The organism is Labedella populi (genome assembly GCF_004078655.1).
In the GTDB taxonomy this organism is placed as follows: Bacteria; Actinomycetota; Actinomycetes; order Actinomycetales; family Microbacteriaceae; genus Labedella; species Labedella populi.
In genome coordinates this window covers 190,926-204,973 of sequence record NZ_RZNC01000002.1, presented here as the reverse complement: position 1 = coordinate 204,973, position 14,048 = coordinate 190,926, and the positions used below count along the sequence as shown (strand labels likewise).

The window sequence follows — 14,048 nt, the reverse complement described above, 5'->3', positions numbered from 1 at the left end:
TTCGGTGCTTCCATCACCCGGCGGATCGCGCGGCGCGGCGTCCCACGAGGAAGACGATGACGGCGCTCAGCGTCATGAGCACGATCTGCGTCGGGGGCAGGGATCCGAGGCCGCCATTGTCGAGAAGCCAGGCGCCGACGAGCGCACCACCCCCGATTCCGACATTGAAGGCGGTCGTGTAGAACGCCGCGGCGGTGTCGCGGATTCGAGGACTCGCGAATTGCAGGACGCGCGTCTGCAGCAGGGGTGGGATCATGCCGAACGCGATCCCCCAGAGGATCACGGCGACGATCGCGACCACGACGCTGCCGGAGGAGAGCGACGCGATCGAGACGAAGACGGCGGAGCCGGCGAGTGCGACCACGAGCCCTGCGCCCGGACGGCGGGCGAAGACGGTTCCCGTCAGCACGAGACCGATAGCGCCCGCGACGCCGTACGCGAAGAGCACGACGCTGAACCAGGCCGTCGGCACGCCGATCCGTTCGACGAGGAAGGGGGCGATGAACGTGTAGAGCGCGTAGTGGCCGATCATGGCGATCGCCGTCGTGATGCACACGAGCGCGACCGGGAGGGTCGACGGGTCGACGGACCGTCGGCCGCTCACCCCCCGCTCGGGCGGCCGACGGTCCACCGGCGGGACGGCGGGCAGGAGGATCCCGACGGCCACGACACCGACCGCGAAGGCGCCCGCCACGGCCGCGAAGCCCCAGCGCCAGCCGATCGCGGCGCCGAGCGCCGTCCCGAGCGGCACTCCGAGGACGAACGCGAGGGTTCCCCCGGCGATGGTGATCGAGACGGCGCGAGCGATGAGTGCCGGGGAGACCAGGCGAGCGGCGTACGCCGGCACCGTCGCCCAGAACAGACCGTGCGCCACTCCGCCGAGGATCCGGCTCGCGACGACGAGCGAGTAGTCGGGAGCGAGCGCCGTGAGGAGGTTCGAGAATCCGAGGACGGCGATGACACCGAGGAGGAACGGCTTCCGCGGGATCCGCAGCGTCAGCGCGGTGAGGGGTGCGCTCGAGACGACGACGGTGAAGGCGAAGACCGTCACGAGCAGCCCCACCGCTGCAGGAGTCACGCCGAGATCGGCACTCATCTGCGGCAGGAGCCCCGTCGGCATCATCTCGCTCGTCACGGAGAGGAACGTCGCCACGGACAGCGCGATCATCCCCCACCAGGGGAAGCGGGCAGGGGAGGCGATCGGCCCGGTCGCGGGCAGGGAACGGTCGGGGGACAGGGTCATGGCAGCGCACACACAATCGAGGAGCTCGCGGGCGGACGACCGCACGGCGCGAGGAGGACGGACTCGAGCATCATCGGGAGACGGGATCGTCGGCGTTCACTCGACTCGGGCGACACGCTCGCGAGCGGAGTTCGGCTGCGCGCCGATGTGCGCGCCCAGGGCCGGAGCGGACCTCACGACCACGGGCAGTTTATCGCACCGGGTGGCAATACCCTAGGACGGTGAACGTCGCCATTCCGACCCGCAACCACTGGGTCCTCTCCATCGTCTGCCCCGACCAGCCCGGTATCGTGCACGCCGTGAGCGGCGCCGTCGTCGCGGCCGACGGCAACATCACCGAGAGCCAGCAGTTCTCGAGCGCCGACACGGGGCGCTTCTTCATGCGGCTCCAGGTCGAGTCGTCGGTCGATCGCGAGGCGTTCTCGGCGGCGCTCGCGCCCGTCGTCGACACCTACGGGATGCAGTGGCGGCTGGATGTCGTGGGCCGTCCCCTCAAGACACTCGTCCTCGCCTCGACGGCCGCCCACTGCCTCAACGATCTGCTGTTCCGCCAGCGCGCCGGCCAACTCGCCGTCGACATCCCCCTGGTCCTCGCCAACCACGGCTCCCTCCGTGACCTCGCGAACTTCTATGGCGTGCCCTTCGAGTCCGCACCGGTCACGAACGCGGAGGAGAAGGCGGCGTTCGAGCGTCGCATCGTCGCCGCCGTCGAGGAGCATGACATCGAGCTCGTCGTCCTCGCCCGCTACATGCAGATCCTCTCTCCCGAGTTGTGCGAGCTGCTCGCGGGCAAGGCCATCAACATCCACCACTCGTTCCTCCCCGGATTCAAGGGCGCGAATCCCTACCGCCAGGCACACGCTCGCGGCGTCAAGCTCATCGGCGCCACCGCCCATTTCGTCACGAGCGACCTCGACGAGGGCCCGATCATCGAGCAGAACGTCGTTCGCGTGGACCATTCCCGCTCCCCCGCCGAGCTCGTCGCCATCGGTCAGGACGAGGAGAGCCGGACCCTCACTCAAGCCGTGAAATGGTTCTCCGAGGACCGCGTCCTCCTCGACGGAGCGCGGACGATCATCTTCCGCTGACGTCGGCGGCGGCGCTCCCCCGCGGCGTCGACGCGTAAAATCGAGGAGTGACCGCTTCAACGACCTCCCGCACCATCGGTGTCAACGACGTCCTCCGGCTCGTCCTCGAGCTCTTCGCCTTCGTGACGCTCGGGGTCTGGGGATTCGTGGCGTTCGCCTTCCCGCTCAACATCGCCGTCGGCATCGGCGCGCCGATGCTCGCGATCCTCTTGTGGGGGCTCTTTCGCTCGCCACGCGCCGTGTTCTCGGTCGACGTCTACGGCAAGTCGCTCGTCGAACTGCTCGTCGTCGCGGCGGCGACGCTCGCGTGGCTCGATCTCGGACAGCCGATCGTCGCGGCCGTGTACGCCGTCGTAGCCGTGGTGAGCGGAGTCATCGCCGGTCGCCGGGAACTCGCTCGATGACCGCTCCGGCGGGTCCTGCCGACGGGTCCGCCGTGGTCTCCGCGCTCCGCGAGGCCCTCGGCGACGCCGTGGTGACGACCTCGGCGCGACTCGAGGCGGTGCGCGCGGACAAGTCGGGGCACCGCTCCGCGAGTCGTCCGCTCGCGATCGTCGACGCCCGTTCGGTCGAGGACGTCCAAGCGACGATGCGGATCGCGACGTCCACGAGGACCCCCGTCGTGACCCGTGGTGCCGGAACCGGTCTCGCGGGAGCCGCGATGGCCGGGGCCGGGGAGATCGTCCTCTCAACCCTCATGATGGACCGTGTCCTCGAGATCGATGAGGACGACCTCCTCGCCGTCGTCCAACCGGGCATCCTGAACGGCGTCTTCAACGACCTGCTGGCCGACCGCGGCCTATGGTTCGCCCCCGACCCCGCGTCGCGGGCGATCTCGACCGTCGGAGGCAACATCGCCACCGGTGCCGGCGGACTGCTCTGTGCGAAGTACGGCGTCACCCGCGACGCCGTCCTCGGGCTCACGGTCGTCCTCGCCGACGGACGCGTCATCCGGACCGGTCACCGCAGTGTGAAGGGCGTCACGGGCCTCGATCTCACCGCACTGATGGTCGGCTCCGAGGGTCTCCTCGGCGTCGTCGTCGAGGCGATCGTCCGGATCCGACGCCGCGTCGCGGGCACGGTCGCGACCGTCGCGTGCTTCTTCCCCGACGCGGCGAGCGCCGCTCGCGCATCCTCGGCGATCACGGCGGCCGGAGTGCAGCCGGCCGTCATGGAACTCATGGACGCCGCGTCGCTCCGCGCCGTGGATGCGCTGCTCGGCACCTCGATGGGCGGAGCGGGAGCGGCGCACCTCGTGGTGCAGACCGACGGCCCGGCCGCCGGCGAGGAGGCCGCAGCGGCCCTCGACATCGTGCGATCACTCGGCGGCACGGCAGAGCTCACGACCGACCTCACCGAGGGCGAACGCCTCCTCGCGGTGCGACGCGCGATGCATCCCGCGATGGAGCGACTCGGCACGGCGCTCATCGAGGACGTCTCCGTCCCGCGGAGCGCGCTCCCCGCGATGTTCGCCGCGATCGCCGAGATCGAGGAGCGCTTCGGCATCACGATCCCGACGGTCGCGCACGCCGGGGACGGGAACCTCCATCCGAACTTCGTCGTCGAGGGGGATTCCGTCCCGCCGCACATCTGGGATGCCGCGGATGCGCTCTTCACGGCGGCGCTCACCCTCGGCGGGACCCTCACGGGAGAGCACGGCATCGGGGTCCTCAAGCGACGCTGGCTCGCCGACGAACTCGGTGACGACCAGGTCGAGCTCCAGCGCGGCGTCAAGGCGGTTTTCGATCCCCTCGGGATCCTCAACCCTGGGAAGGTCTTCGATCCCCTCGTCGTCGCGTGACCCGTACCGCCCGCTCCGTGGCGTGTCCCGGAGAGCAGCCGACGGAATAGAGGATAAACTCCTTACAAATTGGACCACACACTGATCCGACACGCGCTCGTCGTCGACGGCACCGGAGCACCGGGCCGTGCGGCGGACGTCGTCGTGCAGGGCGATCGCATCGCGTCAATCACCCCCGCCACGTCCCTCGCCACCTCCCCCGGCTCGATCGACGGCTCGGGCCTCGTCCTCGCACCGGGATTCATCGACATGCATGCGCATTCCGACCTGGAGATCCTGCGCGAGGGCACGCACGATGCGAAGCTCCTCCAGGGGGTCACGACCGAGGTGATCGGTCAGGACGGTCTCGGATACGCCCCCGTCGACGACGGCGTGCTCGCCGACATCCGTACCCGCATCGCCGGATGGAACGGCGACCTGAGCGACGATGACTTCTCGTGGCGCGACGTCGCGGGGTACCTCGGCCGCATCGACGGCGGTACTCCGACGAACGCCGCGTTCCTGGTCCCGCAGGGCAACCTGCGCATGATGACGGTCGGGCACGACGCGCGGGCCGCCACCGCCGCGGAGCTCGATCGGATGCAGGGACTGCTGGCGGACGGGATGCGAGCGGGCGCCTTCGGCATGTCCAGCGGATTGACGTACGCACCGGGACTTCACGCGACGACCGACGAACTGGCCGCATTGTGTCGCGTCGTCGCGGCACACGGCGGCTATTGGTCCCCCCACACCCGCGGTTACGGCGGCGGCGCGCTCGACGCGTATCGCGAGGTCATCGAGATCTCGCGACGAACCCACTGCCCGGTGCACCTCACCCATGCGACGATGAATTTCCCGTCCAACCGCGGCCGTGCCGGGGAACTGCTCGAATTGGTCGATGCGGCCGTCGCCGAGGGCGTGGACGTCACGCTCGACGCCTACCCGTACCTCGCCGGCGCCACGACCCTCGCCGCACTGCTGCCGAGTTGGGCGTCCGCGGGCGGGATGGACGCCACGCTCGAGCGGCTCGCTGACCACGTCGAGCTCGGCGGTATCCGTGAGGCGCTCGAGGTGACCGGCTCGGACGGCTCCCACGGTGAACGTATCGACTGGTCGACGATCACGATCGCCGGAGTCAGCGATCCCGCGCTCGAGCCCTGCGTCGGGCGTCTCGTCTCGGACCTCGTCGGGCTGCCGGCTCTCGGCGGGCCGGCGACGGCTTTCGACGCCGCGGTCGCGATCCTGCGGCGGGACCGGCTCCGCACGAGCATCCTGATGCACGTCGGCGACGAATCGAACGTCCGCCGGATTCTCGCACACCCGCGGCACATGGGCGGGAGCGACGGCATCCTCGTCGGTAGCCGGCCCCACCCCAGAGGATGGGGCACGTTCCCCCGCTACCTCGCCGCCTACGGCGACCTCATGCCGCTCGAGGAATGGGTGCGTCACCTGACGGGGTCGCCCGCTTCGCGACTCGGGCTCGAGGATCGAGGTGTGCTCCGTGAAGGCGCTGTCGCCGACCTCGTCCTGTTCGACGCGACCCGCATCGCCGACGCATCGAGCTACGAGCGCCCGCGCACGACGCCCCGCGGCATCAGTGATGTCTGGATCCGCGGCGAGCGCGTGGTCGCCGCGGGCGTTCCGACGGGAGCACGCGCGGGTCGCGCGCTCCGTCACCCCGGCTGACGCGGGAGGCTCTCAGAAGATCGTCGTCACGAAATCCACGACGGCGGCGTCGGGCGACGAGCCGTCGGTCACGATCGGGATCAGCCGCCACTTGTCGAACGCGGTGCAGGGATGGCTGAGTGCCAGCCGCACCCGGTCCCCGACGGCGAGCGGCAACTCCGCATCGGCGCGGACGTAGGCATGCTGGTCATCGACCGCGGTGACCCGCAGCGGCGAGACGCGCTCTCCTCCCACCTGGTCGATGACGGGCAGATGCTGGTCGTACGGCACATCGCGGCGCCCTGCGTCGAGGATCGCGAGCCCGGGTTCCGGGCGCGCGAGCACGTGCGCCCACACGTGGATCGCCGGGTGCAGCTCCTCGGTGGTGCCGACGAGGGGCGACAGCTCACGGTAAAAGCCGGAGTCGTGGGTCTGAACCGCGCCGGGCCGGAGCAGCACGGTCGCCTCTCCCACCAACGGCGCCAGTTCCGCTGCGACGACGTCGAAGTAGAGGCTGCCGGACGCCGTGACGATCGGGGCTCCATCCGCGGCGAAGAGGCCCGCGGCAACCGCCTCCTCGAACACCCTCGTCAGTTGTCCCGTCCACGAGCGGACCGCGTCGATCGACGCCGAGTTCCGATCATGGGCCAACGCACCCTCGTACCCGCCGACACCGCGGAGCTCCAGATGTGGATCGTTCGCGACGGCGCTCGCCAGTGCGAACGCCTCGTCCCCACTGCGGACGCCCGCGCGGCCGCCGGCACCGCCGAGGTCCACGATCACACCGAGCCGTGCGCCCGCCCGCCGGGCGGCCGTAGATGCCCGGGTGGCCCCCTCCACCGAGTCGACGAAGAAGACCACGTCTGGCGCGGTCTCGGCGAGAGCGTCGAGCGCCACCGGATCGATGATCTCGTTCGCCACGAGGATCCGTTCGACACCGGCCGCGCGAGCGACCAGCGCCTGCCATCCGGTCGCGACCGTGATTCCCCACGCGCCGGCGTCGAGTGCGCGCCGCCACAGCTCAGGAGACATCGTGGTCTTCCCGTGCGGGGCCCACGAGACTCCGCGCGCAGCCATCCACCGTTGCATCGTCCCGGTGTTGTGCTGCAGTGCGGCCTCGTCGATGACGAGCACCGGCGTGGCGAGGTCGGTCAGCCGGATGCCCCGCGTGCCGGCCTCGGCGATCGTCGAACCCCACAGTTGCGGCGGAATCGACTTGTGCTGCGGACCGATCGTGACTGACGAGTCGGGCACGGTCGCGCTCACGCCAGCACGGCGCGTCGCTCGAGCAGCCGGCGCAACGGCACCAGCTTGCCGACGGCGTCGTCGAGCCCGCCCGGGCGTGATCGACGCAACCACAGCGTGCGCTGCTCGGCGAGGAGCACGTCGAGCCGATCGCGCAGGCGCAGCGCGGTCTCGGGGTCGAGCTCGGCGAGTGCGCCGTGGCCCAGGTCGAGGACGTCGGCGGCGAGGAGCGCGAACCGGATGGCGTGGTCGAGCTCGGAGACGGCCAGCTCGCCATCGGCGGCTTCGGGCTCGGCACCGACGAGCAGCGCACGTGCAGTCTCGAGCTTCGCTCGTGCGGCCGCGACGCCGGACGGTGTCGGCCACGATCCCGGCGGGATCTCGCCGGCCCGCCACAGCACGGTGAAGAGCTGGCTCGCGTTGAGCAGTGGCGATCCGAGCGCATGGGCGGCGCCTCCGGCCTCGACGGTCGCGCGACCGATCCGGCCGGTGCGGTCGAGCAGCGCGACCGTGTCGACGAGGGTCGCGAGGTCGAGATCGGCGTTGGAGTCCAGGCACCAGGAGACGGCACCTCCGAGCAGCAGCGGGCCGAAGCTGACGACCGGCGGCTCGAGCGAGCCGTGGTCGCCCCATTGAGTGTTGACGTAGCCGCGGGCGCCCGTGTCGAGCCCGGTCCTCGCGACGTCGACGAGGTTGTCGACGGCGTTGTCGGTGCGACCGACGAAGGACTGCCAGGTGCTCGTGCCGGGCGCGAGCCAGAACGGCTCGCCGGACTCGATGAGCGCTGCGGCACGACCGCGCGCACCCTGCCGCGTCGCCTCGACGTCGAAAGCGATCGCCTCCCATTTCGCGCGCAACTCGTCGTCGGCGCCGTCGATCACGGCGGCGCTCAGGACCGGACCGTCGTACTGCCACACGACCGGGACGGCCCCCTGGGGCACGCGGCCCATGAGTTCCGGGTGCTCGGCGAAGATGTCGGCCCAGAACTCGACCTGGTAGCCACGCTCAGTGAGCCGCTCGAGCAGGTGGCGGACGTACTCGAAGTACACCTCGCCGCGTCCTCGCTCGGCGACGGCATCGGCTGAGGCGCCCTGACCGAGCTCGAACGGCTCGTCGGCACCGATGTTGATCTTGCCGCTCGACGTCGTCTCGGCGATCTCGAGCAGAAGCCCGAGGGTGAAGTCGGCGTTCTCCCGCGTCGGCTCGAGGGTCGCGGCGGCACGATTCTCGAAGCCCCAGACGTAGCCGTCGGGGGTTTCGGAGCGGTCCTTGTACGCCGGGTGCTTGAGCCAGCGCTCCATGTGACCGAGGCAATTCACCGACGGCACGAAGTCGATGCCGCGGGCGACGCACTCCGCGTCGAACCATCGCAGGTCCGCGACCGTGAAGGGCGAAGCGTCCTGCCAGACCAGGTCGTGACCCTCGTACGCGAACGTGTGCTCGATGTAGAGCTCGAAGTGGTTCAGCCGCGCCCGCTCAGCGAGGTCGAGATAGCGCAGCAGGGTCGCCCGCGTCGGCACGCGGTCGCGGCTCACGTCGAGCATGTAGCCGCGGACGGCGAAATCGGGGTGGTCCTCGATGTCGACGACCGACGTCGTGAAGTCGGGGTGAGCGCGGAGCTGATCGAGCGTCGCGAGGGCGTAACGCAGGCCACGGGCGTCGGCGTACCGCACCTCGATCCCCGAGGCATCCGCACGGAGCCGAAATCCTTCGGCAGGCAGCGTGTCGTCCAGCGACGTGCGAGGTGCCGCACCGCGGCTCGGGCCCTCGCCCGTCGTGATCGTCGCCACCCGTGGCCGCGGGAAAAGGGATCCCAGCAGGTCGGTCATCGTGCTCCTCTGTCTGGACGGGGACGCAGCCCGTTCAATTTGTATGGACTCCTGCCATACTAGGGAAATGTCCGGTCCCACGGAAGTCTCCGTCGACATCGATCCCGCAGCCCACGCCCGGTTCGACCATGCACGGCTCGGCATGTTCATCCAGTGGGGGCCGTACGCAGTCGCCGCGCGCCACGAACAGGTCATGCTGCGGGCGACGATGGCACCGGAGCACTACGAACGCTACGGCGACTACTTCGACGCCGACCTCTTCGACGCAAACGCAGACGCACTCGCCGACGCCGCGTGGAACGCGGGGATGCGATACGCCGTTCTGACCGCGAAGCACCACGACGGATACTGCCTCTGGCCATCCGCGCTCACGGACTGGAGCGTCTCACGCACCCTCGGCGGCCGCGACCTTGTACGCGAGTTCGTGAACGCGTTCCGGGCGCGCGGGCTCCGGATCGGACTGTATTACTCGCTGCTCGACTGGCACCACCCCGACTTCACCATCGACGGGGTTCACCCGCAGCGCGGCAGCGACGTCGATGCGCTGAACATCGGGCGCGACATCGCACGCTACCGCGCCTACCTCCACGGGCAGGTCGAGGAGCTTCCGACCGGTTGAGGTCTGTCAGACACTGTCGGGCAGTTGGGGGTCCGGTCGTCCACGATGGTCGCGGTGAACGGATCGGTGCGCAACAGACCCGGGGCGTCACCGACGAGCTTGGTGTCGACGTGCGCGCAGAACATGAGGGTGGGGCCTCCGCCGACCCCCGGTATCCGGGCGATCAGGCTCGGCCGGCCCCGGACCGGCTCCATGATCGTGCGCTCGGTGAACCCGTCTCGTTCCAGCACTCCGTCGAGATGGGCGATGATCGCCCGCTCGTCGCCGAACGGCGGGATCTGACTGTCGATGCCGATGAGCCGCTCCGTCAGGGCGAGCAGCGCATCGTCGTGACGGTCGAGGTAGTCGTCCGTGCCGGTCATACCGCGCCCAGGCGCGCGGCACCGCGCGCCGGCAGGTCCGCGACGTCGGGCACGAGACCGACCCGCTCCGGCATCCGCAGTGCAAGGAGGAAGGGCGAGTCGCGCTCGCCCTTCGCGACAGCGTCGAGGACGGCGTCCAGGAGGGGGGTACCGACGCTGGCGAGCCCGCCCATGAGGAAGATGCGCTCGGGGTCCATCGACAGCGTGACGAACCGGATCGCCACCGCGAGCGCTTCCGCTACGGTGTCGACGATGTGCCGCGCGGTCGCGTCGCCGGCGGTCGCGGCGGCGAAGATCTGCTTCATGCGGGGCGGCGGCGAACCCGGACCGAGCATGCGGGCGATCGCCGTGCCCGACGCGTAGAGCTCGAGGCATCCGCGCTGGCCGCACTTGCAGATCGGCCCTGTCGGGTCGACCGAGATGTGCCCGATCTCGCCAGCGGCGCCGCGATGCCCGCGCCACAGCCGCCCCTCCACCACGAAACCCGCGGCAAGGCCGGTGCCCGAAGAGATCACCGCAACCGAGTTCGACCGCAGCCCGAGCGCCTCGGCCACTCCGAGGGCTGCAGCATTGACGTCGTTCTCGAGGTGCACCCGTCCGTGGACGCCGAGACGGTCACCGAGGGCGCTGGCGATATCGAACGGGTCGTGGATACCGAGATTCACTGCGTGGGAGATGACACCCGCGGCGGGGTCGACGACGCCGGGGACGCCGAGACCGACCCGTTCGACCGCTGCGATGTCGATCGCAGCGTCGGCGACCAGGTCGTCGACGACGGAGCCGATGGTGTGAAGCACGCCATCCACGCCGGCGCGGGTGCGCTTCCGGGCGCCCGCCACGATCGTGCCGTCGGCGTCGGTCACGACGCCGCGGACCTTGGTGCCTCCGACGTCGAGGCCGATAGAGAAGGAGGCGTGCGAGGCGGAAGCCGCAGGTCGCCCCGCGGCGGTAGTGAGATCGACCATCAGCCCTTGACCGCGCCCCCGACGAGCCCCGTCGCCATCCGCCCCTGCACGATGAGGAACACGATGATGACGGGGATCGCGATGAGCGCGGAGCCCGCCATGATCCCGCCCCAATCGGTCGCCTCGTAGCTGACGTTGAACCGACGCAGCCACAGCGGCAGCGTCGCGAAGGCGTTGTCCTTCATGATCACGAGCGCGAGGGTGTACTCATTCCAGGAGGACAGGAACGCGAAGATGCTGGATGCCACCAGCCCCGGCGCCAGCAGGGGAAGCGTGATGTGGCGGAACGCGCCGAAGTGCGAGAGCCCGTCCACCTGACCGGCCTCTTCGAGCTCGTACGGCACGCCGTCGATGAAGCCCTTCAGCATCCAGATGGTGATCGGGATGCTGTGACCGGCGTACAGCAATGCCAGGCCGAGCGCACTGTTGATGAGGTCCCAGCTGTCCATCATCCGGTACTGCGAGATGAACATCGCCTCGGCGGGGATCATCTGGATCACGAGGATCACGAGGATGACGGCACCCCTGCTGCGGAACCGGAATCGGCTCACCGCGGCGGCGGCCGCGATCGCGGTGAGCACCGCGACGACGACCGCCAGTGCGGTGACGGTCGCGGACATGCCCATCGCTCTCCAGAACGACTGGTCGGCGATGACGCGCTCGAAGTTCCCGGTGAACAGGTCGGTGGGGAAGAGCGTGAGCCCCGAGCCGTAGAGCTGCTCGTCGGTCTGCAAAGACGAGTTGAGCATCCAGTAGATGGGGAACACCCACACGAGGGCGAGGGCGACGCCGATCACCGCGAAAACGGACGTCGATCTTGTCGATCGGCGGCGGCGGGGCTCGGTGGTACGGCCTCGAGTGACGACGGTCTTCGGTGGTGCGGAGGTCGTGGTCATGACTGATTCGCATTCTTGAGCAGCTGTCGCACGTACCCAGCGGTGAGCACGAGGGTGAGCACGAGCATGATCATCGCGATCGCCGAGCCCTGACCGTAATCACCCTGCCCGAGACCGATCTGATAGATGTACGTGCCGAGCACGTTGGTGTCGCTCGTCACACCGCCAGCATCCTGCAGTACCGAGATCTGGGTGAACACGCGAAGATCCCAGATGATCTGCAGCATGCCGACGAGGAACAGCACCGGCGCGATGATCGGCATCGTGACCGAGAAGAAGCGGCGGAACGGGCCTGCGCCGTCGAGCTGGGCGGCCTCCATGATCGACTCGTCGACCTGCGTCACCGAGGCGTACACCATGAACATCACGAGGGGCACGGAGCCCCAGATGACGACGGCACCGGCGATGACGAAGAAGGACGCGGGATCGAGCAGCCACGCGTATCCGCGGAACTGCTCGAAGCCGAGAGCGACGAGGACGGTGTTGACGACGCCGTTCCGGGTATTGAACAGCCACTGCCAAACCGTGAGCGATGACAAGTGCGGCATCGCCCAGGCGAGAAGCATCGAGACCTGGAGGGCGACACGGATGACGGTGGGAAGCTTGGTCATCAGGAGCGCGGCGAGGACGCCGATCACCATCGTCAGCCCGGCGACGACCGCACCGAACACGACCGAGCGGACCATGACCCCCCAGAAGACGGGGTCGGTCATCACTCGGATGTAGTTGTCGAGACCGATCCACTCGGCGGGCTGGCCGAACTGCTGGGCGAGGCCGAACTCTTGGAACGACATGATGATCTGCGTCACGAGCGGATAACCCTGCGTGACGATGACGACGATGATGGCAGGCAGACCCAGCCACAGTGGAGCGGCACGACGGAGCACGGATGCCCGGCGAGGCGGCAGCGGGCGGGCGCCCGTCGCCGGTGGAGCGTCGACGGTGAGCACCATGTCAGCTTTCCCTTCTGGAGCCGTCACCGGTGACGGACCGTGTGGTCCGTCACCGGTGGTGGGTGATCATTCGTTGAGCAGCGACGTGATGATGGCGTCGTACTCCTCGGCGAGCGCAGTGACGTCGCCGCCCTGGGCCACCTCGGTGAAGAGGTTCCGCATGACGTCGTTGCTCTCGATGACCCCCCAGCCGGGAGCGAGCGGCGTCATCATCGAGTTCTCGACCGCGGCGACCTGCGCCTCGGCCGCCGGGTTGCCTTCAGCGGGCACCGAGTACTCCGTATTTCCGGGCACCCACCCGCCCTCCGTCGCGAAGTACTCCTGGAACTCGGGTTCGAACATCATCGCGAGCAACTCGCGCGAGTGCTCCTGGTTCGGCGACGCCGCCGCGATGCCGATGTTGGAACCGCCGGCCAACGCGTGGCCGATGTCGCCGGCATCGGTCCCGGGGAGCGCGAAGGCCCCCGTATCCTCCTGCAACTCGGGCGAGATCTCGTCCCACGCGTTCGGGAGCGACGAGAACATCGCGGCGCGGCCCTCGTTGTAGGGGACGTACGGGGTGCGGGTCTCGTCGACGGTCGCCGTGGCGGCTGTCGACATGCCCTCGGTGTAGATCCGCTGCAGTGCCTCGAGCGCCTCGATTCCCTCGGGGGTCGAAAGCGTGCCGACCCACTGGTCGCCATCCTGTTCGGCGATCGGCGTGCCGTAGGTGAAGAGCCAACCGAGGTTCGAGCCGAGGTCCTTGGCCGCGGTGAAGATGCCTTCGAAGTTGGCGACGTCGCTGTTCGCCTCCTTCAGCGCGACGGCGGCGTCTCCGAGTTCGTCGATCGTCTCGGGCACCTCGATGCCGGCCTCTTCGAGCATCGACTCACGGTAGAAGACCACCCTCGAGCCGGCGAAGAAGGGAGCGGCGTACAGCGTCTCGTCGATCGAGCCCGCCTCGACGAGCGAAGGGATCAGCGTGTCGCCCCCGATCTCCTCCTGCAGGTCGGAGATGTCCGACAGGGCCCCGACGCTCGTGAAAGTGCGCACCTGCGTGTTGCCGAACTCCACGACGTCGGGGGTCTGCGACTCGCTGGCGAGCGAGGTCTGGAGCTTGGTGACGATGCCGTCCCAGTCCTGGATCTCGATCGTGAGTTCTGCGCCGTCGTTGCGCTCGGCCCACTCGCTGGCCAACCACTCCTGCGCCGCGTCGGGCACGTCGCCGCGCATGAACCACACCGTGAGGTTCGGGTCCGATTCCTCCGCCGACGACTGACCGCCGCCCGAAGCACATGCCGACAGTGCGAACGCTCCGACGAGGAGCGTGCCAACGGCCAGCCACCTGTTCATTCTCATTGCTCTTCCCTTTTCCATCCTTCGTCGCGCTGCACGACGATTTCGACGCTGAATCAATGTGTGGG

13 protein-coding genes are annotated in these 14,048 nt (G+C 69.1%); 5 read left to right on the top strand and 8 right to left on the bottom strand.

Going from position 1 to position 14,048, the window contains the following annotated elements; translation table 11 throughout:
• Nucleotides 1-13: 13 nt before the first annotated feature.
• Complete coding sequence (locus ELQ92_RS06615) at nucleotides 14-1,243, bottom strand: MFS transporter (protein WP_128498215.1); 1,230 nt, start codon at nucleotides 1,241-1,243, stop codon at nucleotides 14-16.
• 233 nt (nucleotides 1,244-1,476) lie between these two features.
• Here ELQ92_RS06615 and purU point away from each other — a divergent pair, with 233 nt between their 5' ends.
• From purU to ELQ92_RS06595, 4 genes are all read left to right on the top strand, one after another.
• Nucleotides 1,477-2,331 carry a formyltetrahydrofolate deformylase gene (purU, locus tag ELQ92_RS06610; RefSeq protein WP_128498532.1) on the top strand — a complete coding sequence of 285 codons (855 nt, stop codon included), beginning with the start codon at nucleotides 1,477-1,479 and terminating at the stop codon, nucleotides 2,329-2,331.
• A 47-nt stretch (nucleotides 2,332-2,378) separates the two neighbouring features.
• A complete protein-coding gene (locus ELQ92_RS06605; protein ID WP_128498214.1) occupies nucleotides 2,379-2,735 on the top strand; it encodes a YrdB family protein in 357 nt (118 codons plus the stop codon).
• Nucleotides 2,732-4,132, top strand: coding sequence for an FAD-binding oxidoreductase (locus ELQ92_RS06600; protein WP_128498213.1), 1,401 nt, complete (start codon nucleotides 2,732-2,734; stop codon nucleotides 4,130-4,132). The genes ELQ92_RS06605 and ELQ92_RS06600 overlap by 4 nt, the downstream gene beginning before the upstream one ends.
• Before the next feature lie 69 nt (nucleotides 4,133-4,201).
• Nucleotides 4,202-5,797, top strand: a complete 1,596-nt coding sequence (locus ELQ92_RS06595; protein ID WP_128498212.1) for an N-acyl-D-amino-acid deacylase family protein — start codon at nucleotides 4,202-4,204, stop codon at nucleotides 5,795-5,797.
• 12 nt (nucleotides 5,798-5,809) lie between these two features.
• Here ELQ92_RS06595 and ELQ92_RS06590 read toward each other — a convergent pair whose 3' ends face one another.
• Both ELQ92_RS06590 and ELQ92_RS06585 read right to left on the bottom strand, forming a co-directional pair.
• Nucleotides 5,810-7,030, bottom strand: a complete 1,221-nt coding sequence (locus tag ELQ92_RS06590; RefSeq protein ID WP_208004260.1) for an alanine racemase — start codon at nucleotides 7,028-7,030, stop codon at nucleotides 5,810-5,812.
• 8 nt (nucleotides 7,031-7,038) lie between these two features.
• Nucleotides 7,039-8,949 (bottom strand): glycoside hydrolase family 20 zincin-like fold domain-containing protein, encoded by a 1,911-nt coding sequence (locus tag ELQ92_RS06585; protein WP_128498210.1) that lies wholly within the window; start codon nucleotides 8,947-8,949, stop codon nucleotides 7,039-7,041.
• Between ELQ92_RS06585 and ELQ92_RS06580 the strand changes: the two genes are divergently transcribed.
• On the top strand, nucleotides 8,918-9,469 hold the full coding sequence (locus ELQ92_RS06580; protein WP_128498209.1) for an alpha-L-fucosidase: 552 nt from the start codon (nucleotides 8,918-8,920) through the stop codon (nucleotides 9,467-9,469). The genes ELQ92_RS06585 and ELQ92_RS06580 overlap by 32 nt on opposite strands.
• Here ELQ92_RS06580 and ELQ92_RS06575 read toward each other — a convergent pair.
• From ELQ92_RS06575 to ELQ92_RS06555, 5 genes are all read right to left on the bottom strand, one after another.
• The gene (locus ELQ92_RS06575) at nucleotides 9,430-9,831 is read right to left on the bottom strand and encodes a zinc-binding metallopeptidase family protein (protein ID WP_128498208.1); all 402 of its coding nucleotides are present in this window, start codon (nucleotides 9,829-9,831) and stop codon (nucleotides 9,430-9,432) included. The genes ELQ92_RS06580 and ELQ92_RS06575 overlap by 40 nt on opposite strands.
• Nucleotides 9,828-10,796: an ROK family protein gene (locus tag ELQ92_RS06570; protein ID WP_128498207.1), complete on the bottom strand. Its 969-nt coding sequence runs from the start codon at nucleotides 10,794-10,796 to the stop codon at nucleotides 9,828-9,830. Before ELQ92_RS06570 ends, ELQ92_RS06575 begins: the two co-directional genes overlap by 4 nt.
• Nucleotides 10,796-11,692, bottom strand: a complete 897-nt coding sequence (locus ELQ92_RS06565; protein WP_128498206.1) for a carbohydrate ABC transporter permease — start codon at nucleotides 11,690-11,692, stop codon at nucleotides 10,796-10,798. Before ELQ92_RS06565 ends, ELQ92_RS06570 begins: the two co-directional genes overlap by 1 nt.
• Nucleotides 11,689-12,645 (bottom strand): carbohydrate ABC transporter permease, encoded by a 957-nt coding sequence (locus ELQ92_RS06560; RefSeq protein ID WP_208004256.1) that lies wholly within the window; start codon nucleotides 12,643-12,645, stop codon nucleotides 11,689-11,691. Before ELQ92_RS06560 ends, ELQ92_RS06565 begins: the two co-directional genes overlap by 4 nt.
• A 66-nt stretch (nucleotides 12,646-12,711) precedes the next feature.
• Nucleotides 12,712-13,983, bottom strand: coding sequence for an extracellular solute-binding protein (locus ELQ92_RS06555; protein ID WP_166426729.1), 1,272 nt, complete (start codon nucleotides 13,981-13,983; stop codon nucleotides 12,712-12,714).
• Nucleotides 13,984-14,048: the final 65 nt, after the last annotated feature.